Annotated in this window: 28 protein-coding genes; 24 read left to right on the top strand and 4 right to left on the bottom strand. The window is 39.1% G+C overall.

Features of this window, described 5'->3' with window-relative positions; genetic code table 11:
* The first annotated feature begins 540 nt into the window (after positions 1-540).
* The 15 genes from VGE44_RS03885 to VGE44_RS03815 all read left to right on the top strand — a co-directional run bounded on the left by VGE44_RS03885 (position 541) and on the right by VGE44_RS03815 (position 12,978).
* Positions 541-912 (top strand): DUF1801 domain-containing protein, encoded by a 372-nt coding sequence (locus tag VGE44_RS03885; RefSeq protein ID WP_331076443.1) that lies wholly within the window; start codon positions 541-543, stop codon positions 910-912.
* A gap of 581 nt (positions 913-1,493) precedes the next feature.
* Positions 1,494-1,886, top strand: a complete 393-nt coding sequence (locus VGE44_RS03880; protein ID WP_331076442.1) for a VOC family protein — start codon at positions 1,494-1,496, stop codon at positions 1,884-1,886.
* Positions 1,887-1,962: 76 nt separating this feature from the next.
* Complete coding sequence (locus tag VGE44_RS03875; RefSeq protein WP_331076441.1) at positions 1,963-2,328, top strand: VOC family protein; 366 nt, start codon at positions 1,963-1,965, stop codon at positions 2,326-2,328.
* A gap of 60 nt (positions 2,329-2,388) precedes the next feature.
* Complete coding sequence (locus VGE44_RS03870) at positions 2,389-2,757, top strand: VOC family protein (RefSeq protein ID WP_331076440.1); 369 nt, start codon at positions 2,389-2,391, stop codon at positions 2,755-2,757.
* Positions 2,758-2,864: 107 nt separating this feature from the next.
* Entirely contained in the window at positions 2,865-3,650 is a 786-nt protein-coding gene (gene bla, locus VGE44_RS03865) for a subclass B1 metallo-beta-lactamase (RefSeq protein WP_331076439.1), read from the top strand.
* A gap of 129 nt (positions 3,651-3,779) precedes the next feature.
* Positions 3,780-4,646, top strand: a complete 867-nt coding sequence (locus VGE44_RS03860; protein WP_331076438.1) for a methylated-DNA--[protein]-cysteine S-methyltransferase — start codon at positions 3,780-3,782, stop codon at positions 4,644-4,646.
* A gap of 51 nt (positions 4,647-4,697) precedes the next feature.
* A complete protein-coding gene (locus VGE44_RS03855; RefSeq protein ID WP_331076437.1) occupies positions 4,698-5,309 on the top strand; it encodes an alpha-ketoglutarate-dependent dioxygenase AlkB family protein in 612 nt (203 codons plus the stop codon).
* A 60-nt stretch (positions 5,310-5,369) separates the two neighbouring features.
* A complete protein-coding gene (locus VGE44_RS03850) occupies positions 5,370-5,669 on the top strand; it encodes a hypothetical protein (RefSeq protein ID WP_331076436.1) in 300 nt (99 codons plus the stop codon).
* A 21-nt stretch (positions 5,670-5,690) separates the two neighbouring features.
* The gene (locus VGE44_RS03845) at positions 5,691-6,281 is read left to right on the top strand and encodes a class I SAM-dependent methyltransferase (RefSeq protein ID WP_331076435.1); all 591 of its coding nucleotides are present in this window, start codon (positions 5,691-5,693) and stop codon (positions 6,279-6,281) included.
* Between the two features lie 420 nt (positions 6,282-6,701).
* Positions 6,702-7,967, top strand: coding sequence for a voltage-gated chloride channel family protein (locus VGE44_RS03840; RefSeq protein WP_331076434.1), 1,266 nt, complete (start codon positions 6,702-6,704; stop codon positions 7,965-7,967).
* A 103-nt stretch (positions 7,968-8,070) separates the two neighbouring features.
* Positions 8,071-9,156, top strand: a complete 1,086-nt coding sequence (locus VGE44_RS03835) for a PAS domain-containing sensor histidine kinase (RefSeq protein ID WP_331076433.1) — start codon at positions 8,071-8,073, stop codon at positions 9,154-9,156.
* A gap of 237 nt (positions 9,157-9,393) precedes the next feature.
* A complete protein-coding gene (locus tag VGE44_RS03830) occupies positions 9,394-11,073 on the top strand; it encodes a SulP family inorganic anion transporter (RefSeq protein ID WP_331076432.1) in 1,680 nt (559 codons plus the stop codon).
* Between the two features lie 106 nt (positions 11,074-11,179).
* Positions 11,180-11,389 (top strand): DUF2892 domain-containing protein, encoded by a 210-nt coding sequence (locus tag VGE44_RS03825; protein WP_331076431.1) that lies wholly within the window; start codon positions 11,180-11,182, stop codon positions 11,387-11,389.
* A gap of 205 nt (positions 11,390-11,594) precedes the next feature.
* On the top strand, positions 11,595-12,047 hold the full coding sequence (locus VGE44_RS03820; protein WP_331076430.1) for a DinB family protein: 453 nt from the start codon (positions 11,595-11,597) through the stop codon (positions 12,045-12,047).
* A 79-nt stretch (positions 12,048-12,126) separates the two neighbouring features.
* On the top strand, positions 12,127-12,978 hold the full coding sequence (locus VGE44_RS03815; protein ID WP_331076429.1) for an ATP cone domain-containing protein: 852 nt from the start codon (positions 12,127-12,129) through the stop codon (positions 12,976-12,978).
* A gap of 10 nt (positions 12,979-12,988) precedes the next feature.
* On the opposite strand, the gene VGE44_RS03810 is transcribed toward VGE44_RS03815, so the two are convergent.
* The 3 genes from VGE44_RS03810 to VGE44_RS03800 are packed head-to-tail and all read right to left on the bottom strand — an operon-like array spanning position 12,989 to position 16,015.
* A complete protein-coding gene (locus VGE44_RS03810; protein WP_331076428.1) occupies positions 12,989-13,678 on the bottom strand; it encodes an ABC transporter ATP-binding protein in 690 nt (229 codons plus the stop codon).
* Position 13,679: 1 nt separating this feature from the next.
* Positions 13,680-14,939 (bottom strand): ABC transporter permease, encoded by a 1,260-nt coding sequence (locus tag VGE44_RS03805; RefSeq protein ID WP_331076427.1) that lies wholly within the window; start codon positions 14,937-14,939, stop codon positions 13,680-13,682.
* A complete protein-coding gene (locus tag VGE44_RS03800; protein ID WP_331076426.1) occupies positions 14,936-16,015 on the bottom strand; it encodes an efflux RND transporter periplasmic adaptor subunit in 1,080 nt (359 codons plus the stop codon). The genes VGE44_RS03805 and VGE44_RS03800 overlap by 4 nt, the downstream gene beginning before the upstream one ends.
* A 197-nt stretch (positions 16,016-16,212) precedes the next feature.
* Here VGE44_RS03800 and cls point away from each other — a divergent pair, with 197 nt between their 5' ends.
* Complete coding sequence (cls, locus tag VGE44_RS03795; protein ID WP_331076425.1) at positions 16,213-17,670, top strand: cardiolipin synthase; 1,458 nt, start codon at positions 16,213-16,215, stop codon at positions 17,668-17,670.
* Between the two features lie 190 nt (positions 17,671-17,860).
* A complete protein-coding gene (locus tag VGE44_RS03790; protein ID WP_331076424.1) occupies positions 17,861-18,892 on the top strand; it encodes an LLM class flavin-dependent oxidoreductase in 1,032 nt (343 codons plus the stop codon).
* 19 nt (positions 18,893-18,911) lie between these two features.
* On the opposite strand, the gene VGE44_RS03785 is transcribed toward VGE44_RS03790, so the two are convergent.
* Positions 18,912-19,367, bottom strand: coding sequence for a YciI family protein (locus tag VGE44_RS03785; RefSeq protein ID WP_331076423.1), 456 nt, complete (start codon positions 19,365-19,367; stop codon positions 18,912-18,914).
* 143 nt (positions 19,368-19,510) lie between these two features.
* Between VGE44_RS03785 and VGE44_RS03780 the strand changes: the two genes are divergently transcribed.
* From VGE44_RS03780 to VGE44_RS03750, 7 genes are all read left to right on the top strand, one after another.
* Positions 19,511-20,632: an XdhC family protein gene (locus VGE44_RS03780; RefSeq protein WP_331076422.1), complete on the top strand. Its 1,122-nt coding sequence runs from the start codon at positions 19,511-19,513 to the stop codon at positions 20,630-20,632.
* A gap of 7 nt (positions 20,633-20,639) precedes the next feature.
* On the top strand, positions 20,640-21,245 hold the full coding sequence (locus VGE44_RS03775) for a nucleotidyltransferase family protein (protein ID WP_331076421.1): 606 nt from the start codon (positions 20,640-20,642) through the stop codon (positions 21,243-21,245).
* Positions 21,246-21,258: 13 nt separating this feature from the next.
* Complete coding sequence (gene moaA, locus VGE44_RS03770) at positions 21,259-22,239, top strand: GTP 3',8-cyclase MoaA (RefSeq protein ID WP_331076420.1); 981 nt, start codon at positions 21,259-21,261, stop codon at positions 22,237-22,239.
* Positions 22,240-22,308: 69 nt separating this feature from the next.
* Entirely contained in the window at positions 22,309-23,508 is a 1,200-nt protein-coding gene (gene glp, locus VGE44_RS03765; RefSeq protein WP_331076419.1) for a gephyrin-like molybdotransferase Glp, read from the top strand.
* Between the two features lie 4 nt (positions 23,509-23,512).
* Positions 23,513-24,244 carry a sulfite exporter TauE/SafE family protein gene (locus VGE44_RS03760; protein ID WP_331076418.1) on the top strand — a complete coding sequence of 244 codons (732 nt, stop codon included), beginning with the start codon at positions 23,513-23,515 and terminating at the stop codon, positions 24,242-24,244.
* 14 nt (positions 24,245-24,258) lie between these two features.
* Positions 24,259-24,492 (top strand): MoaD/ThiS family protein, encoded by a 234-nt coding sequence (locus VGE44_RS03755; RefSeq protein ID WP_331076417.1) that lies wholly within the window; start codon positions 24,259-24,261, stop codon positions 24,490-24,492.
* A 2-nt stretch (positions 24,493-24,494) separates the two neighbouring features.
* Entirely contained in the window at positions 24,495-25,607 is a 1,113-nt protein-coding gene (locus VGE44_RS03750; protein WP_331076416.1) for a HesA/MoeB/ThiF family protein, read from the top strand.

Genomic DNA, 25,607 nt, shown 5'->3' with positions numbered 1-25,607 from the left:
AGGTCAGAGAAAAGGCAATAAAGAATACATTTAAACAGAAAAAGATAATACTTTCAGAACTTAAATGAAGTCAATAATTGCGGGTAAGAAGGATAAGACCGAATTTTGATACGACAAAATAAAAGCCCATAACAAGACATTTTTACGGATATAGCTATTTCAGGAGGTGACATTTTGGTACATTCTTCGTACCATCTTCGTACCAACATCGTACCATGTTCGTACCTTCTTCGTATAACATAGCCATAGTGGCACCAAAAAGGGCCTTTATGCGAACAAGATACGAAGGAGGTACGAACAAAACCTAATGTTGGTACGCTCCCGGATTTGATTTCCTGACCCCAAATCGTCTATATTTATCAAAATGCAGATCGGTTGGAAAATCAATTGGAATAGCTATACTGGCGCGACTTAAGCAAATAGCATTAAGACACAAAACACACTGTTTTTGTAGTCCATTTACCTTAAATTCCTGATTTGTATGTTAGAAACTAATGAATAGCAGACTCAAAACAACCCTAAATTAAATTTGAGGAGAACATGAATGAACAACTACATAACTTCTTTCTGAGTCAGGAAGAACCGAACAAGGCTTGTTTGCTTGCCTTAAGGAGTATTATTCTTAAGCAGGACCAGCACATTACTGAAACTCAGAAATATGGAATGCCCTGCTTTTGCTATAAAAAAAAGATGTTCTGTTATCTTTGGACCGATAAGAAGACCAGCCAACCCTACATCCTGTTCGTAGAAGGAAAACACCTGGATCATCCCGAATTAGAATCAGGTGATCGCGCAAGAATGAAAATTTTAAGAGTTGACCCAAATAAAGATTTACCACTCAGAACGATTGAAAGTATTTTAAAAATGGCGCTTGACCTATACCATACAGGGATTTTGAAGATCAAAGAATAAATGGCTCGCAAAACATAGCCCTAAGCCATGTTTGACGACAATCTTGAAGGTTTATACCTGACTTAACCTTAGTATGATATGAGCAAGGTTAAAACAATACGTTATAACTGATCAGATAAGGCTCTGGAGTCATAATGATTAAGTTTTGGAAATCAATACCTGTGTTCTATAGGCAGGTTCAGCCCTTTCCTCCGGAGTATTTCCGGCAAGAAATCGCTTTCTGTTTCAAATTACGAAAAGCCGGAAGATACCTCCTCCGGCAAGGTTTATTTTACCCGGGGCTGTATTCCATCGGAACGGATAGTCCGGTGAGATTTTATATCGAACTCAGGTTAAATAACTATTATTTAAGCCGAAAATATAAATAAGGTAAACTGCTGAAAATGGAAGTTGCAACCTTAAAACTTCATTCATCAGAAAAAGTTCCGACCCCTGTTTCAAAACACGGGCAAATCAATTAATTTTAATCAGATGATTGTTGTCGAAACCCGTGCGGGATATCGGGCCTAATGCCTATTCCCTTAAAAATAAGAAAAACTGGCAGCCGGATTTGAACCCTCATATTTATCTAAAACCAAGCTATGAAAAAGGATAGTCCCCTTAATTTTCGAATCGAAAATATAGCCCCTATCCTCAGTGTGAATGATATGGCAAAAAGCCTTGATTTTTACATTGGTATCCTCGGATTTGAAAAAGCAGAATGGGGAGACGATAACTTTACCAGTGTTAACCGGGACAATACATGCATTTATTTATGCAAAGGCGGGCAAGGACAAGCCGGCACCTGGATTTGGATCGGTTTTGATGGCGATATCAAAGAGCTGAATGATCGGTTAAAATCAGCTGGTGCGACCATTAAACTCCCACCAACAAATTTTTCATGGGCATATGAAATGCATATTCAGGATCCGGACGGGCATATTCTTAGATTAGGGACTGACCCAAATGAAAATGAAGCATATGCTGATCGATAATGTAAGCTATACTGATACAATTGTTTAATATCAATCATTTTTTTTGATGGATCTGTAAAGATAAATCTTCCGGAATATGAAAATAAGACTGCAGGAAATTGAACTGGGCACTAAGAACCCCAATAAAAGTCAAGCCTTTTTTAGTACAGTTTTAGGACTTGAAACTTCCATTGAACAGAAAGAACTGAAAGTATTTAAGTCGGGGGTAGCAGGTATTGATTTTAATGTTTCAACGCACCTCGCCTCAGAAAAAACAATAATCAGTTTTTTGACTGATGACCTGCCGCTTGTGATGGAGCGACTTCATGCAAATTCTGTAGTTTTCAGCGGGCCGAACAACTCACATTTGGGTATGATTAGTATTGAATTTACCGACCCCGACAATCATATAATTCGGGTAAACCAAGCAACAAGGGAATCGCCGGATTGGCTTAGGATATAGTAATTGAGGCATATTGATTAATAAAAATGTAAGTTTTAGAGCAAAAACCTATATTCAACTATGGAACCAACATTTGAAGGCGGACTAAACATTGCCGTTAAAATCCCGAAACATAAGTACGATCAGACTGTCTCGTTTTACCGGGACATTCTAAAACTGGAAGTCACCGAGAAGCCCATTACAAACCCAACTGTCTCCAGAACACATAAGGTCAAATTCGGGAATAACATTATGTGGCTGGACTGCGTTGACAATTATACCCATTCTGAAACCTGGCTGGAACTTAATGTCGAAGATGTTGAAAAAGCGACTGATTACCTCGTTTCAAAAGGAATAAAAACCTGCGATGAACTTGAGGAATTGCCCGAAAATATGCATTGGGTAACTGATCCGGCCGGAACTGTATTTATTGTCAAAAGAAAGGATTGAAAAGCGAATATGTGGGGGAAGTAAATGCAGGCATAGGCATGCAGAGCTTGTATAACAGAAATAAACAGGAGGAATTACAAAATAAAACAACCAGGTATCTTTAAACCATGATAAAACATCGTCTCATTTTCATTACAGCCCTGTTAATCTTTTTCTGCCACATCTCTGTAATCCAGCAAAGTAATGCGAAAGAGAAAACCAGTAGAAGTGCAGATAGCACAGTCACGTACAAAACAGAAAGCCTGATTATTCAAAAACTCTCCAATCATATTTACATGCATATTTCCTTTTTGAAAACAATTGATTTTGGGAATGTTGCCTGTAATGGAATGATTGTAGTAAACAAAAATGAAGCAATTATTTTCGATACCCCTTCAGACAATAAAGGTGCTGAAGAATTGATAAACTATGTTACAAAGACACTAAACTGTAAAATTAAAGCAATTATCCCGACTCATTTCCACAATGACTGTGTGGGAGGTCTTGAAAAATTTAATGGCTATAACATCCCGGCATATGCATCAGCTAAGACTATTGAATTACTGAACCAGCACGGAACAAAATTCTCAAAACCTATAAACTCATTTGACGATAAATTCAATATTAAGATTGGGCAGAAAAAAGTGTATGCAGCATATTTCGGTGAAGGGCATACCAGAGATAATATCATTGGATATTTTCCGGATGACAATGCAATTTTTGGGGGATGTCTGATAAAGGAAACAGGAGCTTCAAAGGGTTTTTTGGGCGATGCAAATATCAATACATGGTCGGAAACCGTGCGTAAAATCAAACATAAATATCCAAAAGCAAGAATAGTAATTCCGGGACATGGAAAATGGGGCGGCACTGAATTGTTTGATTATACAATAAAGCTTTTCGATAAAATCTGAGGGCTTGGTCTCAAATGCTTCATTAATTTCGGGAAAGATTCTTTTGGGAGTTATGCCCTGATATTAGCAAGTTTCGGGTTTCAGAAATTTAGGTTAGTTCAGACATTTGTATTATAAAATCCGGAAACAATGTACGAACAGCAGGAATCCAATTATCAGCGCATAGCCAGGGCTATAGATTATATCAGCAGTAATTTCAAAGAACAGCCAGGGCTTGAGGAAATTGCTGAAAAGGCGCACCTGAGTGCTTTTCATTTCCAGCGATTATTCAGTGAGTGGGCCGGAACAAGTCCGAAGAAATTTCTGAAGTATATCAGTCTGGAACATGCCAAAAAGCTGCTTAAAGCTCAAGCCACGCTTTCAGAAACGGCCTTTGAAACCGGACTATCAGGCACTGGCAGATTACATGATCTCTTTATAAGTATTGAAGGAATGACGCCTGCAGAGTATAGAAATGGCGGTAAAGATCTTAAGATTCAGTACAGCTTTGCCGAAAGTCATTTTGGGAAAGTGATTGTGGCATCCAGCCCGAAAGGTCTTTGTTATATGGCCTTTGAGGATGACGAAATAAAGGCATTAAGTGATTTAAAATCAAACTTCCCAAACGCAGCTTTTCAGCTGAAAGCAAATCCAATCCATCAAAATGCATTAAGCATTTTCCGGAATCACAGTCATACAATTCCTGAGATCAAGCTCCATCTTAAGGGCAGCGATTTTCAGCTTAAGGTATGGGAAGCACTGTTAAAAATCCCAATGGGGCAACTCAGCACTTATGGAAGCATTGCCGAAAAAATCGGGAACCCCAATGCCCCTCGAGCTGTTGGAACGGCTATTGGGACTAATCCGGTTGCGTATCTTATTCCCTGTCACCGGGTGATAAGGGCAAACGGTAATTTTGGGGGTTATATGTGGGGAAACACCCGAAAAACTGCAATTATAGGCTGGGAGAGTGCAGTAACAGATGAGTTGTCAGATTTGAAGGTTTATGAACCTTAGTATTTTGCTGAATCTAATTCCTTACCAAACAAATTAATCTCTACGTAAAATATGGATCTATTCAATACCCCTCAGGATAAAAATAAAAATTACTTACCCATGGATGGAACAGTAAATTACTATGGAAAAGTATTGAATACCCGGGAGTCCGATTATTATCTCCGATCGCTATTAGAAACCATAGCATGGCGGAATGATGAAGCTATTATCTTTGGCAAAAGAATCATCACCAAACGAAAAGTTGCCTGGTATGGCGATATGGAATATGAATATACTTACTCCAACACAACAAAATCTGCCTTAGTCTGGACTAAAGAACTTATGGAATTAAAATTACTGGTTGAGCAGCATACCAGCGAAACATTCAATTCCTGTTTATTGAATCTGTATCATAATGGTGAAGAAGGAATGGCATGGCATAGCGATGGAGAAAAGGCATTAAAAAAGAACGGAGCAATCGCTTCTTTAAGCTTTGGTGCAGAGCGTAAGTTTGCATTTAAGCATAAAGTAAGTAAAGAAACTATCGGTTTAGTTTTAGAGCATGGCAGTCTGCTGGTGATGAAGGATAGTACACAATCTCATTGGTTGCACAGACTCCCTCCTACTAAGATTATCAGCAGACCCAGAGTAAATCTTACATTCAGGACTATTGACCTAAAATGATGGGGTTATCAGCCTGGGATATCGGCCTGGGAAAAATATTTAATAGTAAACAACAGAAACATGATTGCAGTAAAAGTTAGCTATACCGTAAAGAAATCTTACGTAGAATTAAACAAAGAAAAAATTTCAGCATTCCTGAAAAGTTTCGGGGACTTAGACAATAGTTTGTTCATTTACTCTGTATTTCAGGTAAAAGACACAAATACCTTTGTCCATATTTCACAATACAGGAATGAAAGCATTCAACATGAATTATTAAATATTCCTTCTTTTCTTGAATTTCAGAAATGCCGGGACGAAAATTTAGAGACAAAGCCTGTAATCGAAATTCTTGAATATGTCGGCGGGTCAAAGGACTAGCAAATTTTATATTTTTACTGTATGGATTCCGGTATCGGCAAAAAATACGATAAAATTGCAAATTGGTGGCATGAGAATCATGTTAACAGCTTGTATGGTTTAGAGCAGATTGAACAGGCAATCCGTTATTGTAAGCAAAAAGGTTTTGCCCTTGATGTGGGCTGCGGAAGCGGGGGCCGGATAATCCGCAAACTAATCCAGGAAGACTTTACTGTGTTTGGAATTGATGCCTCAGCAGAGATGATTTCAATCGCGCGTTCACAACACAGAGAGAGCAATTTTGAGCAAGCCAATATTATCGATTGGGACAGTGACCAGCAATTTGACCTGATCATTGCCTGGGACAGCATATTTCATTTACCAATGGCTATGCAAAAACCCGTTATCGTAAAACTATGCAGAATGCTCAAAAATTCCGGAATACTGATTTACACTTTTGGGGATGCTATTGACGAGCATGAAAGCGAATGGCATGGAGACCAGTTCCCATACAGCAGCATTGGAATAAGCGGGAATCTAAAGACAATTATGGAAGCAGGCTGCGAATGCCTTCATCTTGAGCTTGATCAGTATCCTGAAAACCATGTTTATATTATTGCTCAAAAGAGATGAAAGCACCAATTATTGGATTATTATTCTGCTGATTCTTGCATCCTGTACAGAGAAAAAGCAAAGAGATCGAAAGTCTGTCGCTGAACTATTTCCTCCGATCAAGATTATAGAATGGGAAAAAACTCCTGTTGTAAATGGCCGTCATTTCGAACACGCTGGCAGTATCCTTAAAATTTTAATAAATATAAATGCGTGGAGAAATCTGTTGAATAGAAGATTAGGCTTCATATACCTGCATAAATCATGCTCGGTAAAACAGATTAATCTGTAGGGGCTGTTCGCTGGGCCGGGCCAACTCTTTATAAATCAGACAGTACCGCGCAGAGGAGTTCTGTAATCTAAAACATTAATAAAAAAAAATTACATTAGCCTCCAAAATGCGAGATCATCCGCGTACCCATATATCTGCATCATGGCAAAATGAGTCAGTCTAATATTCTAAATAAAGCACAAAGTCCTTTGCTGGTTTACATCTTAAAGTGGGTATCTCTTTCAATTATTGTAGGGATTCTTGCCGGATCGGCCTCCGCCTTCTTCCTGCTTTCTTTAGACTGGGTAACAAAGCTTCGCGAAAGCAATCTCTGGATAATTGCTTTTTTGCCCCTTGGTGGACTCATAATTGGCCTGGCCTATCATTATTGGGGTACCGATGTAGTTAAAGGAAATAATCAATTACTTGAAGAGTTTCATAGCCCAAAACAGGTAATTCCATTGAAAATGGCACCAATGGTTTTGTTCGGGACATTAATCACTCATCTATTCGGTGGTTCTGCGGGACGTGAAGGAACTGCGGTGCAGATGGGCGCAGCGATATCCGATCAGTTCAGCAGAATATTCAAACTGGAACAGCAAGACCGGCAGATTCTGATTATCATTGGCATCAGTGCTGGCTTTGCATCCGTATTCGGCACTCCGATAGCCGGGGCTATTTTTGCTCTGGAAGTACTGATCCTAAAAAAATACCGTTATGACGCTATTTTACCAAGCTTATTGGCAGCTCTGATAGCCGATTATACCTGTACAGCCTGGAATGTTAATCATACTCAATATAGCATCCCATTTGTGCCGGAAATGAGTACTGAAAACATTTTATGGGCAGCCCTGGCAGGCATAATTTTCGGACTTGGTGCTATGCTTTTTTCAAAAACAATACATTTCTGTACGGATATTTTCAAAAATATAAATTATGCCCCGATCAGACCTTTCATTGGCGGAATCTTTATCGCAGCAGTTGTTTGGATTACAGATAGTTATAAATATATCGGATTAGGAATACCGATCATAGAAAGCGCTTTCATAGCCAATCTTAATTCTTATGACTTTCTGCTAAAACTCTTATTCACCTCCTTCACCATAGGAGCCGGATTCAAAGGAGGGGAAGTTACACCCTTGTTTTTTATTGGTGCTGCATTGGGGAATGCGCTGGTTTGGTTTGTTCCCCTGCCTTTAGCCCTGCTTGCCGGAATGGGTCTGGCAGCACTATTTGCAGGTGCAAGCAATACCCCCATTGCATCAACTATTCTGGGAATCGAGCTTTTCGGTATGGAAAGTATATATTTCATCAGCATTGCGTGTGTCTTTTCTTACCTTTTCTCAGGTGGTACCGGTATTTATACCTCTCAAATCAAAGCCGGATTTAAGCATCTGATCTATGATTGGCTCAAATCAAAGAGATTAGGGGATTAATTAAAACTGAAAGTGTTTATTCTCGTATGTATTGTAACTATCTAATTCGTTAAAAAATGAATCTTTTTTCTTAATTTTCCGAAACATTTACCAAATGTTAAACATGAAAAACCTGAGCCTGGATTCATACTCCCAGTATAAATTCGAGCATTTTTTCGAATTATCCCCTGATTTGCTTTGCATTGCAGGTTTTGACGGGTATTGGAAAAGGATCAACCCCTCCGTTTCACGCACTTTAGGGTATTCTGTCGAAGAACTTACTTCAAGACCGATTACAAGTTTTGTACATCCTGAAGACAAGTTAATCACTGATAAATCCCGTGAGAATCTGACAGAAAGCACCCCTCTAATAAACTTTGAAAACCGTTATATCACTAAGGATGGGCGAATTGTCTGGCTTTCCTGGACCTCAATGCCTGTGGAAAAGGAAAAACTTATCTATGCCATAGCCAAAAATATAACTTACAAAAAGAAACTTGAGGAAGAAAGAAATCAGCATCTCGCTAACCTTACCAAAAGCCATCAGGATTTAAAGCAATTGAGTTATACTACTTCTCATGACCTCAGATCGCCAATAAATAACTTACTCTCATTAGTAGGGCTTCTGGATGATTCAAAAGTTAACGACCCTGAAATTTTACAGTATCTCACATTCCTTAAATCATCGGCAGAAAATTTAAGTGAGATTCTGAACAATTCTGTGGATATTTTAACTCAAAAAGACCAATTGAATATTCAGATCGAAGAATTAAACCTTAACCAGCATCTAAATTCGGTATTAGGTTCAATCCAGTCTATCTTGGAGGGCTCAAATGTTAGTTTAAAAGCAGATTTTTCTGAACTTGAAACGATCAAATTCAACAGGAATTATCTTGAAAGCATTTTGCTTAATCTGATTACCAACTCCATTAAATATGCCAGATCCGGTGTTCCTCCTCTTATATCAATTTACTCCAGGAAGTCGAATGGACTTAGTCAATTGATTATTTCTGATAACGGTATGGGCTTTGACATGGAAAAAGTCAGGGATAAGGTATTCGGTCTGAATCAAAAATTTCATGACCATCCTGATAGCAAAGGGATCGGTTTATATCTGGTTTATAATCATATCACCAGCCTGGGCGGAAGGATTTCCCTTGATAGTAAAATCAATGAAGGTGCAACATTCACAATTACCTTTAGGGATTAGAAAATAAACTATTAACTTAAATCTTTTTCTGAATTAAATCCACAAAAGACGATTTGAATATGACCTATAAACAGGTATATTTAAATATGCAATTTATTCAGGTCTGAATAAATTTTCATAACCTTCGCTTCTGGCTGGTTTTACACCATAATAAGCTATTATAGCCTAAAGCTTGCCAATCCCGGGGTGATATCAGAATGATTACCTTTTCTGATCAGTAATTATCTTATTAAGAGTATGAAACAGAATGAATTTACCCCGAAATTTTTCTCCCTTCTCCGTTCGGGTATTAGTAAACAACAAATCAGTAAAGATATTTTTGCCGGCATAATTGTCGGTATTGTAGCATTACCTCTGGCTATTGCTTTTGCTATTGCTTCGGGGGTCAGCCCTGAAAAAGGTCTAATAACTGCAATTATTGGCGGACTTATTGTTTCAGTTTTAGGAGGAAGCCGGGTACAGATTGGTGGACCAACAGGTGCCTTCATTGTCATTGTATATGCCATTGTTCATGACCACGGGGTTGATGGACTAACAATTGCAACATTTATGGCTGGTTTTTTGATGGTCGGAATGGGTTTTGCCAAACTTGGCAATTATCTGAAATTCATACCCTATCCGCTTATTGTTGGTTTTACAAGTGGTATCGCACTAATTATCTTCTCTTCACAAGTAAAGGATTTTCTTGGGCTCCCGATTCAGAACTTACCTCCGGACTTTGTAGATAAATGGCTGGAATATGGGGTTTATATAGGTCAGATTAACTGGACCGCATTTGCAATAGCGCTGGGAACTGTGTTATTATCCCTGAACTTTCACCGGATCAGCACAAAAATCCCGGGATCAATTGTTGTCATACTTTTAAGTACTGCACTCGTATATTTTTTCAAACTACCGGTTGAAACTATCGAAAGTAAATTCGGAGAGATCCCAAACAAAATCTCTATGCCTTCTGTACCGGGTATTGATTTTGCTACAATCAAGCTGCTGATACAACCTGCCATTGCGATTGCTTTACTGGGAAGCATTGAGTCTTTGCTTTCAGCGGTTGTTGCAGATGGAATGATTGGAGGCAGGCACCGTTCAAACATAGAGCTGGTCGCACAGGGAGCTTCAAATATCTTTTCAGGATTATTCGGAGGCATTCCTGTTACCGGTGCGATTGCCAGAACTGCTACCAATATTAAAAATGGAGGCAGAACCCCTATTGCAGGGATTGTTCATGCACTGGTACTATTATTAATTATGTTACTGCTGGCACCAGTCGCTAAACTGATTCCGCTATCCTGTCTGGCAGGAATACTTGTGGTAGTTGCATGGCATATGGGGGAATGGCATCATTTCTTTTCGATGATGAAAAGTAACCGTATGGATGTGCTGGTGCTGCTCACCTCATTCTTTCTTACCGTCTTCTTTGATCTGATTATAGCCATTGAAATAGGGATGATCTTATCCAGTTTTATTTTCATGAAACGGATGAGCGAAGCAACTTCTATAAAGACAGCCGGAAATCTCCTGGAACCCAAAGCTGAAAACGAAGGAACACTGTTTGAAGAAGAACTTACAGACATACCAAACAATGTGCTGATCTATGAAATTAATGGACCCCTATTCTTTGGTGCATCTCAAAAATTCCAGGAAGTGATTACTGACCTGAATAAACAACCTGAAATTTTAATTCTGAGAATGAGATATGTTCCATTTATAGATGCTACCGGTATAAACCGCCTCAAAGAGATGTGCACCCAATTATTATCCAAGGGGACCACAATAATAATTTCTGGAGCGAATCATGAAGTTAGACATGAACTCCTAAAAGCACAATTGTATACACTCATTGATAAACATAATATATTGTCGAACATCAATGATGCACTTGAAAGATCGAAACAATTGATTGCTGAAAAAAAGATATAAGAATTTAGCCATTTTTACTAATTCACGATAAGAATTTCAAGCGAAAATGGTTGAATTTTATTTTTAAAATAATTTGGTATATTTAATAAACAAAAAATAAAAGGTTATGAAAGCAAACATGGGTAATACTGACAAAATCATCAGAATTCTGGCAGCAATTTTAATCGGAGTTTTATATTTCATGCAATTAATCTCAGGAACACTTGCAATTGTGCTTTTAATTGTTGCGGGAGTATTTATTATAACAAGTTTTATGAGTTTTTGCCCATTGTATCTGCCTTTTGGACTATCTACTGTTCACAAAGAGAAGAAATAGGCTATTAACAAAATATTTCCGGCACAGGTTGCCTTAATGGCAAATCTGATTGGTGTGTTTTGCCTGATTTTGTAAAGTTCAGATAATGTAAACCTATCTGGTCTATTTCAACTCAGAAAAGAGCTTTTAATTCAAAAATGTGAAACAAAATATTTCCAATAACGAATAAGCCCATAAAAAACGACAAACACAAGGTATTTTATTTATGAGCAGTAATCATCATTTTTTAAGACTATGGGAAGAAGGACGAACCAGATTTTCAAAACTACTATTTGAAATTAAAGAAGAAGACCTGAAAAAAAGGCTTGCTCCTGCTCCTAACTCTGCCGGATTCATCATAAGACATATAGCGGATGTAGAACTATTGTTTGCCAAAAATGTATTCAAAACAGAAGGCATTCAGGTACATGCTCAAACCATAATTGATCAGAGGGACACAGGTGAATGGACCAATCTCAAAGATCTGCTTGAATACAATCAAAAAGCTTACGAAGGATTAAAAACAGCCATTTCAATTCAAAATGACGAGGCATGGGAAGATCCGATTAACACAAAAGAATTTGGTACCAAGACTAAATCTGAGGCCCTTGGCCGCATAATTACCCATACTGCATACCATGCGGGACAACTTGCCATTATTTTAAAATATGGCCATTAAATTTCCCCAAAACATTCTTAATTTGCCGGAGTACACATTTGAGCATTAAGAATTTTATAATTATTTCAGACCCTTATTAATGAATCCCAAGCAAATCTATGTCACCAAGATGTCGGGTGAGAAGGCCCTGTTTGATGAAGAAAAACTTAGAAATTCATTAAAACGTTCAAAGGCAGAAGATGATGTCATTGATAGGGTGATAGAAAAAGTTAAGACGGAACTAAGGGACTCTATTTCGACAAAGGAAATTTACCGTATGGCTTTTGCCCAACTCCGTAAGAATTCATCCCACTCCGCAGCCCGTTATAAACTCAAACAATCTATACTTGAATTAGGGCCAACCGGTTTTCCTTTCGAAGAGTACATCAGTGAATTATTGAAATTCAAAAACTATCGCACAGAAGTAGGAAATATAGTTGATGGGCATTGCGTAAGCCATGAGATAGATATTATTGCAGAACGGGACAATCGTAAAATCTTACTGGAATGTAAATTCCATAGCGACCAGCGTCGTTTTTGCGATGTAAAAGTGCCACTCTACATCCATTCGAGATTCATGGATGTTGAACAGGAACTTAAAAAGAAATCCGGGCAGAAGGACACTATATTTATTGGTGGATTGGTTACAAATACACGGTTTTCGAGTGATGCACTTAAGTACGGCCTTTGTATGGGAATGTATCTTCTAAGCTGGGATTATCCGGCAGGAAAAAGTTTGAAATCGCTGATTGACCAATCGGGTTTACACCCTTTAACCAGTCTGCTCACCTTAAGTAAATTTGAAAAACAGCAATTACTTGACAAAGGAATCATATTATGTAAAAACCTGATTGGCAAGGAAAAAGTCCTGAAGGAAATACAAATTTCAGAGCCAAGAATCGAAAAAATAATTTCCGAAGTTAAAAATCTCTGTAATCGTCTTACAGAATAAAACGTAAAAATTATTTACCCTGTAATTTAATGATACGCCCATCTTCCATCTCTATAATCCGGTGAGTACGGGCTGCAAACTCATTATCATGAGTAACGATCAGCAATGATTGATTATATACTTCGGCCAGTTCCTGAAAGATATTGAAAACAATTTCGCTGTTCTTTTTATCAAGATTTCCGGTTGGCTCATCCCCCATAATTATTAAGGGATCATTGATCAGAGCACGGGCAATAGCCACACGCTGCTTTTGCCCACCTGAAACCTGGTTTGGTCTTTTTAAGGCTTCAGATTCTATGCCAAGGATTTTCAGTTTTTCATAGGCTCTGTGTTCCACTTCTGCTTCTGAGTACTTTCCTAATTTCAAACCCGGAAGCATCACATTTTTCAAAACAGAGAATTCATTCAGCAGATAATGAAACTGAAAGACAAAGCCTATTTTCTCATTTCTAACCATCGCAAGTTCGGCCTCTTTTTTGTTCCTCATACTTTCACCATCAATCAGAATATCTCCCTCATAGTCAGTATCCATTGTTGAAAGAATATACAGTAAAGTCGATTTACCACAGCCTGATTTGCCTATTACTGAAATAAAATCCCCCTTGTTGACAGAAAAACTAATCTCTTTGAGTACCTGATAGGTAATAGGATCGTGAAAGTACTTGGTAACATTTTTGGCCTCGAGAATTTTCTGATCCATTTTATTTGCCTCTTATAATAATTACCGGATCGATTTTACTGGCCTTCCGGGAAGGGAAATAACCTGCCAGATAAGTCGTGACTATTGAAAAAACCGCTCCAATTACATAAAATACAGGATTATAATTAACAGGATATGTTTTAATGGTTGGCAATGCCTGTGTATTGAAAGGAACCTGATCAATCAATGCAGAAAGGCCGAAACCAAAAATCAGTCCGAGGATACCTCCGAAAATCCCAATACTTAGCGCAATTGTGATGAAGATCCGGTTCACATCTTTCCCGGAAAAACCAGTAGCTTTCAAAATTGCGATTGAATCCATTTTCTCATAAATCATCATATTCAAGATATTATAGATACCAAATCCAGCTACGATCAGCAAAGTAATTCCTACAGAATAGGAAATTATAGTCCGGACAGAACTACCCGTTTCGAATTGAGAATTGGCTGTTTGAATATCAATAGCCTCCAGATCAAATAAATTCTGATATTCCAGTGCCATTGCCGGAGCCAGATTGATATCTTTCAATTTGACCTGAATATCAGTGATATAGGAACCCGACTCTGCCAAAAGTTTCTGCGTAGTAGTTATTGAGGCATAACTTTGAGTATTGTCAATATCCTGCAATCCCGACTGAAAAAAACCTACAACTTTTAATGGCATTCGCTCTCCTCTGGATGTTGTAACCTGAATTACATCCCCTATGTCGGCAAGCATCTTTTCCGACAATCCTTTCCCAAGAATAATGCTGTTGGGTGTATTTTTCAAATCCACATAATTCCCATCTGTCACATAATTCTGGAATAAAAACAATTTATTCTCAGCTTCTACGTCTATTCCATTTATTGCACCGGCTAAATCAATAGCACCAACATTATAAAATACCTGAGTGGTAATTTTAGGCGCAATGCCAAGAATACGATCATCTTTCTTCAGATAACTCATAATTGCAGCATTGTTATAAATTTCGAGGCGCTCTTTTTTAGGCTTTACCTTACTGATAAAGTTATAGTGATCCCTGTATTTTTCTGAAAGGCTTACCGGTTGCTGAGCTGAAGGTTTAATCTCATTGTACAAGCGGATATGAGGTGTCCGGTTAATAATTAAACCATCAAGCAGATCATTTAAACCCGACATAAAGCTGAGCAGGCTGATAAACATCGTGATACTAAAGGTAACTCCGATTGCAGCAACTAATGTCTGTTTCCAGCGGGCAAGCAATAAAGAACGGGAAACGTCGGCGATCAGTTTGTAATTCATAATTCAGGCTTTAATAACTCATCATCCGACTTGATACCGGATAGAATTTCTACCTTTTGATAATCTTTTAGCCCCGTTTTTACTACAACAGTATCCCCTCCGCTTTTTATTACCATGGAGTCTTTGAGTAAATAAGTTCTTGGAATAAGCAATGCCTCCGACTTCTCCTGAATTATTATGTTAGCCTCAAACGTGATATTGGGATAAATCTGCTCAGGCTTTTGAATAAATTCAGCCTCAACAATAAACGTTTTGTTTCTTTCATTCATGAGCGGATTGATACGGCGTACCACTGCTTCGAATACCTTCCCCTTATAACTATCCAGATTGACTAATACCTTTTGCCCATTTCTGACCAGCAGAATATCATTTTCATCAACCTGCATTTCAAGTGTAAACTTATCAGCAGCCCCAATTACTGCTACAGGAGTTTGAGGACTTATGATCTCCCCTTTCAGCTTATAAATATTATAGACAATACCATCCATTTCACTTTTCAAAGTATAATCATTGGCAAGTGTCTGGGAAATTGAGAGGTTTTTCCGGGCCTGAGATGCTGCAAAATTAAGCTGCCGTTTTAGGTCATTATACCGAATCAATGCTGAATTATATGTGTTTTTTGAGTTTTGCCAGGCCAGTTCACGCTGCTCCAGGTCAACCTTGGTCCCTACTTCCTGTTCCCATAGATTTTTCTGTCTGTAAAACAAAACTGAATCATTTCGCATCTTATTCCGGGTAAATTCAATCAGGGATGCTGCTTCATTAAGCTTACCCTGATTCGCAGAAAGAGCATTATAATCAGAGAATATCCTGGCATTTTCGGCATTCAGCTTTTGAACTTCATTGGAAATTGTCAGAATTGGATCACCTTTCTTTAATGTATCCCCTTCAACAACAAAAATTTGATTAACAATTCCGCTCACTGAAGCATAAGCCTCGTACTGGTCCTGACTTTTAATTACACCGGATGCATAGACTGATTGAGATATAGATTCAATGGTGGGTTTGATGGTTTCGACTGAATCTCCGCAGGAGAAAAGAACTATTGATAATAGAGCTAAAAATCTGATGTTCATTGACATAAAATATAATTACAAAGCTACATCGAAAATAATTATAAGAATATGACTCAGGTCTCTTATTTACATTAGATTCATTCTTCTTTCAGTTTCCGGGATTCCGGACATTACTGTAGATTTTTAATTAAGGCCTGCATTTACTTCCAATGGAAATACTATATCTTCATACAAAATAATACTGCAATTTATAAAAAATGAACTGGCTGCTTATTTTTCAGACTGTCTACCTGCTTGTTCTTATCCTGGTTTGCTTCCGGATTATTTATGATACCCGAACCAACTCCAAAAGTCTGGCTTACCTCTTATTTGCAATTTTTGTTCCGTTTTTGGGTATAATATTCTACTTCACATTTGGTATAAACTACCGAAACAGGAGGATGTATAGCAAAAAGTTAATAGAAAACACTGAACTATCCGATAAACTGCTTGAAAAGATCTATCAGTATTCCAAACAAACCTTTAATCTGAGTGATGCCACTGTTCAAAGTAATGAAGAACTGGCAAATCTGATATTAAAAGATACTCTCAGCCCCCTGACTTCTGATAATGCGGTAAAGCTGATGGTCAATGGAGAAAATAAATTCCCGGATGTTTTAGAAGCTTTAAAAAATGCGAAGGATCATATCCACATTGAATATTATATTTTCGAAGATGATCACATTGGAAGGGAGATCGAGAATATCCTGATACAGAAAGTCAGGGAAGGAATTCATGTCAGGTTCATTTATGACGATTACGGGAGCCGTGCTATTAGAAAAACAATGGTACCCAGAATGAGATCTCATGGCATTGAATCTTTTCCATTTTTCAAAATTCGTTTCATTACTCTTGCAAACCGACTGAATTACCGGAATCATCGCAAGATCATTGTAATAGACGGAATCACTGCTTTTGTCGGGGGGATAAATGTAAGTGACAGGTATATCAATGACATCAGGCAGCCCGAAAAACTCTTCTGGAGGGATACCCACCTTCGCATTGACGGACCCGGTGTGCAATACCTGCAATACCTGTTTCTCTGCGACTGGAATTTTTGTGCCGAGTTGAAGCTGGAACCTAATGATAAATTTTTCCCGCCATTGAGTTCCATCCCTGTAAAAGGGAATAAAATTACTCAGATTGCAGCAAGTGGTCCGGATTCTCCCAGCCCGGTTATATTGTACGCAATACTGCAGGCAATCAACCTCGCAAGTGAAGAAATTCTAATCACCAGCCCTTATTTCATTCCTAATGACAGCCTGCTTGATGCATTATGCATTGCAGCACTGGGGGGTGTAAAAGTAAAAATCCTGGTGCCTTTGAGGTCTGATTCAGTGTTTGTTGATTATGCTGTACGATCTTATTATTCAGACCTCTTAAAGGCAGGAATTGAGGTTTTCCAATATTCCAAAGGCTTGATTCACGCAAAGACAATGGTATGCGATGCTAAAATAGCAATGGTTGGCACCGCCAATATGGACTCGAGAAGCTTTGATCTCAATTTTGAAGTTAATGCCATTGTCTATGATAGGCAGGTAGCTAATGAATTAGCTACAATATTTTATGAGGATTTGAAAGATTCAATAAAATTGAATGAAACAGAATGGACTAAAAGATCTGTTCTTCAAAAATTCATGGAAAAAGCGATCAGACTTTTTTCTCCTCTTCTTTAGGGTAATTCTGAAGTCCTAATTTGTTGTATAATCCAATATAAATTGACAGCATGATTACAATTTCCCGGCATTTCAACTTTCCCCCTTCCATATTTTAAAACGAAATTTGCAGCATACAGCAATGAAGATGGAATTTCTTAAAATTGATTATTCCAATGAACCATTGCGCTGAAATAATTAAAAATCTGATATGGAATTAGGCCTCTATACTTTCGCTGATATGCTTCCTGATAATACCTCAAGAAGCAAAAACACCCATCAGCGTATTAATGATCTGCTTGAAGAAATTGAGCTGGCCGACCAGCTGGGTCTGGATGTGTTCGGCATTGGTGAACATCACCGGCCTGACTATGCAGTATCTTCTCCGGCAATTATTCTCGCAGCGGCAGCGGTCCGGACTAAAACGATCAAACTAAGCAGTGCAGTTACTGTACTTAGCTCGGATGACCCGGTTAGGGTATTTCAGGATTTCGCAACTATAGATCAGCTCTCAGGAGGCAGGGCGGAGATTATGGTCGGAAGAGGTTCCTTCATTGAATCTTATCCTTTATTCGGACATAGCCTGCAGGATTATGATGAACTTTTTTCAGAAAAACTGGATCTGCTCCTGCAAATTAATCAGCATGAAATACTCAGCTGGCATGGTAAACACCGTCCTTCATTTGATAATCGTGGAATCTACCCCCGCCCTTACCAGGATTCACTACCTGTTTGGATCGCCGCAGGAGGTACTCCTGCTTCAGCAGTCAGAGCAGCTAAACTGGGCCTCCCTCTGGCATTGGCTATTATTGGCGGTATGCCCGAACAGTTTGTCCCTTTCATTAACCTGTACCGCCAAACTGCGGAAAAGAGTGGCATAAACCCTGCAGAACTGCAAATAGGAATCAACTCTCATGTCTATATCGCAGATAATTCTCAACAGGCCGCCGATGAATTATATCCATCGTATGCAACTATGATGAACCGCATCGGACAGGAACGTGGCTGGTCGCCATTAAGCAGGCAGCAATTTGAATATTCCCGATCACCAAAAGGCGCATTATTAGTGGGAAGTCCGCAGGAGGTTATTGATAAGATTCTGTATGAACATGAACTCTTTGGACATACCCGTTTCCTGGCTCAGATGAGTATGGGAGATATGCCTCATAAGAACATCCTGAAATCGATTGAATTGTATGGCTCGGTAGTGGCACCGGCGGTAAGAAAGGCGATTGGGAAATAAGGTTTATTCTCTAATCGCCTTACATTTTCTTTTTCTCGACTAATTCATGATATTTCAGGTACTGAGGCAGCGCTGCTGAGCCGTACCACTGAAAGAGCTCAGCATCAAGCAATTTTGACTGAACAGCCGGGTCAGAGTCTACCAAAAGCCTGCCCTCTTCAAGACTAGGTGCATTTAAAATAAATATGCCCCTGTAGTTTTTGTCATTCTTCTTCATCGGACCGGCAACGATCAATTTACCGGAATCTGCCAGGCGTTTAATATTCTGCATATGCCCCATAAACAGACTATCGCTGATCTTCTTCTCAGGACTATAGCTTCCTGTTTTAAGAATAACAAATACATACATTTTCATGCCATAATCATCCCCGCCAAGAGATTTGGCTAAAACCTGATCATACTTGGGATTATCGCTTTGCCCGAATGTAAACAAAACAGAAAACATTAAAACTGCCGTAAATAATGTGCTCTTCATAATTAAAAAATTAAGATTTTTGTAAGCTCATCTAAATTTATATTATTCAAAATAATATAATTTCAGATCAGACCCAAATCTTATATCCTTAGATTCATTAAACCTGATCAACAATTAATTGGGAAGGTGTATATTATTGAATAATGAAAGAAATTAAAGCCATAATTAAAGCTTACGATGAAATGGATAAATCCAATCAGCAAGCTGCATTGGCAACAGTTGTGCGGGTAGAAGGATCTTCATACAGACGAACCGGAGCACGAATGCTGGTGATGGATAATGGCACCTGGATTGGTGGTATCAGTGGCGGCTGTCTTGAAGGTGATGCCTTAAAAAGGGCGCGTCTCGCAATAAATAGCTCCCGGCCTACTCTGATCACCTATGATACCAGTGAAGATGATCCGCATCAGATTGGAGTCGGACTGGGATGCAATGGAATTATCGATGTACTCTTTTGTCCCTTGGATTTCGACGATCCCCAAAATCAGGTTGAGATACTAAAATCATGCGTACAGGAAAGCAGAGACACGCATACACTGATTACAATTACTGGTTTAAGTGGAGGGTGGCAATTGCCAAAAACCGGCCAAATTATCAAATATAAAGGATCCGGCGATCTGAGTATTTTTGGAGACAGAACTTTTGAGGCGGAAATAGAAAAGCAGATTCAACACCTGGTATCTGAAAAAAAATCAGCTCCAAATAGCTTCGAAAGTCAGGATGGCCGAAAAGCCCAACTCTTTATTGAAATTTTAGCCCCTGAGATTCATGTGGTTTTGATGGGTCATCAGTACGATGTTTATCCGATGAGCCGCTTATTTAAAGAACTTGGCTGGCGTGTAAGTATTGTTGCAGAATTGATTAAAGTCAATTCATTAATAAAGGGTATCGCTGATGAAATCAGGGCACCGGCTGAGTTTCCGGATTTGATAATTGATGAACATACGGCAATCATTCTCATGTCACATGATTATAAAACAGATAAAAAAAATCTCCCAAAAGTCCTGAACACTAACGCTGCCTATATTGGCATGCTCGGACCGAGAGTCCGGTCAGAGAGAATATGGGCCGAATTAGAGCAGGAAGGAAGAGCGATAACAGGAGATGAAATGGCGAGAATTTACGCCCCGCTTGGACTCGATATCGGAGCAGTAAACCCTGAAGAAATCGCTTTATCACTGGCTGCAGGAATCAGGGCTGCTTTTTCGGGCAGGGATGGCAGCTTTCTGAGGGACAGAAGATCACCTATCCATCCTAGAAATTAAGAGGAAGATGCCAGCAAAAGAGCGAAGTGATAACTACACTATAATTATTCTTGCAGCAGGCCGCTCAGCACGATTGGGCAGGCCAAAGCAGCTCCTTTCATATCAGGGAAAAAACCTTTTGCAGCATACAATTGATGCTGCTCATGAAAGTCAGGCAGGGCCAGTAATTGTCGTCCTGGGTTCAGATATGGACGCAATTGCTGAAAGGCTTGATCCAATTCATATCGCTATTGTTAAAAATCCAAACTGGGAAATTGGTATGGCCACATCAGTAGCGTGTGGTATAAATACAATGAATAATTTGTATCCTGATACTGAAGCTGTGATAATGATGGTTTGTGATCAGCCATTTGTCAATGCAAAATTATTGAAGGACCTTATTGATAAGCAGAAGGAAAGCGGCAGTTCAATTGTGGCCAGCAGCTATGAAAATGTACAAGGTACTCCTGCCCTGTTTCTTAAAAAGCATTTCGATGAACTTTCAGCACTGAACGGGGATACCGGAGCAAGGTCATTGATTAAAAAGTACGCTGAATCAATTGAGGTAATCCCTTTCGATCTGGGCAGTATTGATATTGATACAATTGATGATTACAGAAATTTAGTGAAATAGCGTACTTTTAACCATGCTTATTGATTCATTTGACCGGGTTCATAATTATCTGAGAATCTCTCTTACAGACAATTGCAATTTGCGCTGCTTTTATTGTATGCCTGAAGAAGATTATGAATTTACGCCCCATTCAAGGCTGATGCAGCCCGAAGAAATTGAATCTTTAGCTAAACTCTTTGTCGATAATGGGGTCAGCAAAATACGGCTGACAGGTGGTGAACCGCTCGTGCGGAAAGATGCAGCAGATATCATCCTTCGACTTTCTAAACTGCCTGTCAAACTCACATTAACAACCAATGCTACCCGCCTTCATGATTTTGTGGATGTACTTGAAGAAGCAAAAGTGAGTTCATTAAACATTAGTCTGGATACACTTGATTCTGATAAATTCAACATCATCACCCGCAGAGATAGTTTTAAAAAGGTAATGGACAACATTCTCCTGATGATCGACCGAAACTTTCATGTAAAAGTGAATGTAGTGGTCATGAAAGGAATGAATGAGCATGAGATCAATGACTTTGTTGCCTGGACAAAGGATGTACCTGTCCACGTCCGTTTCATAGAATTTATGCCTTTTGAAGGTAATCGCTGGACTAGCAATCAGGTTTTTACCTGGAAAGAAATGCTGGAAGAAATCAGCAGAAAATACAGTCCGGTAGCGCTGAAGGGCGACATTCATGATACAGCAAAAAAATATAGCATCGAGGGCCATAAAGGCACTTTTGCCATTATTAGTACCATGAGTTCTCCATTCTGTGCGGGCTGCAACAGGATGAGACTTACTGCCGATGGCAAAATGAAAAATTGTCTTTTTTCTCAGGAAGAAACTGATCTTCTAACTGCACTTAGAAAAGGAGATGATGTTCTGCCACTGATTCAGGATAGTATCCGCTCAAAAGCAAAAGAATTGGGAGGACAGTTCACCAAAGATTTTGAAAAGATCCATACGGAGGATCTTCATAACAGAAGTATGATCAGTATTGGGGGGTAAGCTTGTTGCTCTGACTGCCAATCCCCAAATTTTATAGAAATTTAAATTTGCTTAACAAATTCAACAGGAATGCCGGCAGAATTTATTGAGGTTTCAGAAGCGCAAAATTTGATCAGAGAAAACATTAAAAGCCCTGATCCAATAAAAGTTTCCATTTCGGCGGCTATAGGCTTAATCCTTGCAGAAGACATTTATTCATTAACCGATGTCCCCCCCTTCAATCAGTCATCAATGGATGGATATGCCATAAATTATCAAGGCTGGAAGAAATACAATACGCTTAAAATTGAAGGCCTTGCTCAGGCTGGCCTGGCCGAACAGAATCTTTTGCAAGCAAATAACACATGCAGGATCTTCACCGGAGCTTCAGTCCCTCCGGGTGCGGATACTGTGGTGATGCAGGAAAAAGTTGATATTCAGAACGGTAAACTAATTATAAAAGACAGTAATTTAATAGCAGGCCAGAATGTAAGAGTTCAGGGTTCCGAAGCAAAAAAAGGTGAACTCGCACTTGAAAAGGGATGTTTGCTGAATGCACCTGCAATTGGCTTTCTGGCCGGACTGGGTATCCATGAACTCATGGTACACCCACGTCCAACTATCAGCATAATCCTCACAGGCAATGAACTCCAGCAACCCGGATTGCCACTGTCTTATGGTCAGGTTTATGAATCCAATTCTTATGCATTAAGTGCGGCAATCAGGGAATTGGGAATATTGAATGTAGATGTATTTTCAGCCGAAGACGATCTTAAAATTCTGACAGAAGTATTGGCAATTGCAATGGAACAAAGTAACCTGGTTTTGCTTACCGGCGGGGTAAGTGTTGGTGATTACGACTTTGTAATTCGTGCAGCAGAAGCAAACGGAGTAGAACAGATTTTTCATAAGATCAGACAAAAGCCCGGCAAACCGATCTATTTTGGAAAAAAAGATGATAAATATATTTTCGGTTTGCCCGGAAATCCTGCATCAGTATTAACCTGCTTTTATGAATATGTATATCCTGCAATCCAACTCTTAAGCAAGCGTGAGAAAGAACTGATCAGGATGAATGCAGTTCTGGAAACTGATATAAAAAAACCGGCTGGTCTTACACAATTTCTAAAAGCATATTTTGACGGAAAAACTGTAAAAGACTTAAAAGCACAGGAATCTTTCAGACTAAGTTCATTTGCAAAGGCTAATTGCCTGATCAAACTAGATCAGAATCGTACAGAATATTTGGCCGGAGAGGAAGTAGAAATTCATCTTTTACCTTCATTTTGAGAGAATGGAAAGTATCTATCTCTTTTACATTTTACTGTTTATTGTTGCCTTTCTCTACTCCTCTGTAGGTCATGGAGGTGCAAGTGGATATCTTGCACTTATGGCTATTTATGCTATTTCACCTGAGGTGATGAAGCCTACAGCATTGCTGCTAAACCTCTTTGTATCTTTAACCTCATTTTATCAGTTTTATAGAGGAAAGCACTTCAAATGGAATATATTTCTGCCACTTGCCATTGCATCGGTACCCATGGCCTTTGCCGGAGGATTGATTAGCATAGAGGCTGATTTTTACAAGAAAATCTTGGGTTTACTCCTGCTCATTCCCGTGATACGCTTCCTTTTCTTTGCCAACTTCCAGACAGAAGAGATCCGGAAAAACAATTTATTCCTGTCCATCCTTATTGGCTCATCCATTGGATTTTTATCCGGTTTGATTGGAATAGGTGGAGGAATCATTCTCTCTCCGGTCTTGCTGCTTTTAAAATGGACAGACCAGAAACAGACCGCAGCGATCAGTGCTTTATTTATTTTTGTAAACTCTTTCTCGGGTCTGGCAGGTCATCTGAGTAAGGGCATTCAGTTTAGTCCGGATATGATTAGCTATGTAGCCATTGCTTTTGCAGGAGGTTTATGCGGATCTTATTTTGGTTCATTGAAATTTAACCAGAATATTTTAAAAAATACACTGGCGATTGTGCTGCTGCTGGCAGGAATAAAGCTTATTTTTACATAAACAAATCGAATAATATGCAGGTACATCTTACTTTATTCGGGCAACTCGCAGATATCACAGGAAAAACAGAAATGATCCTTCACGATATCCCTGACACAGAAACACTGATTAAAACTTTGAATGAAATGTACCCATCTTTGGCGAATGCCAAATATGCTATAGCTTTAAATAAAAAAGTAATCAAAGAGAACACAAGTCTAAGCGGAGACAATAATATCGCATTATTACCACCATTTTCAGGAGGCTGATTATGAGCAATCCCACAAAGAACAATAGATACCAGCGACAGATCTCCCTGAAAGAGCTTGGTGAAATTGGCCAGCAAAAGCTAAAGGATGCAAAAGTACTGGTCATTGGTGCAGGTGGTTTGGGTTGTCCGGCCTTGCTTTATCTGGCGGGTGCAGGAGTTGGCAGGCTTGGGATTGTTGATTTCGATCTGGTTTCTCTAAGTAATCTTCACCGTCAGGTTTTATTCACTGTTCATGATATCGGCCTTTCAAAAGCTTTGAGAGCCGGGGATGTGCTGGAACAGATCAATCCGGATATTGAGGTCATTGTATTCAACGAAAAAATAAGTAATGCCAATGCACTTGACATAATCAAGGGCTTCGATATTATTCTGGACGGAACAGATAATTTCGCGAGCAGATACCTCATTAATGATGCTTGTGTAATTCTGAAGAAAACACTCGTCTATGGTGCCATATCCCGTTTTGAGGGTCAGCTTGCCGTTTTCAATCATCCTTCAGATACAAAAATAGCAGTCAATTACCGAGATCTTTTCCCTCAGGCACCCGCAGATGGGGAAGTTTTAAATTGTGAGGAAGCCGGTGTAATTGGGGTACTTCCCGGAATCATTGGAACCATGATGGCGAATGAAACCATTAAACTGATCACCGGTATTGGAAATGCACTGATCAATCGTTTGCTAACCTACAATTCTCTCAACAATCATTTTTTTGAGATGGAATTACTCGCGATGCCTGAAACCGGAAAAATGATTCCGGAAGATGCCGGGGCATTTCTAAAATTCAACTATGATTGGTTTTGTTCAATTCATTCAGCTTTTGAGCTGAGTCAGGAGGAGTTTGAAGAAAAAATCCATGACAAAAACATCCAGTTTGTGGATGTAAGGGAATCGGGAGAAACACCTCAGGTAGAAGATTTTGACCATATAAATATTCCCTTGAGCAGGCTGAAAGATCAAATTCCTGATATAAAAGCCGAAACGATCATTCTTTTCTGCCAGAGCGGCAAACGAAGTGCAGGTGCTGCTGAGATACTGTCCAAGCATTTTGGCAAGTCGAGAAAAATATATAGTTTAAAAGATGGAATCGCCGGTTGGCAGAAATCCAAATTGTAA

It is taken from the genome of Daejeonella sp. (genome assembly GCF_036405355.1).
GTDB lineage: Bacteria > Bacteroidota > Bacteroidia > Sphingobacteriales > Sphingobacteriaceae > Daejeonella.
The sequence above is the reverse complement of the archived record's forward strand: the minus strand, read 5'-3'. Positions and strand labels throughout refer to the sequence as shown.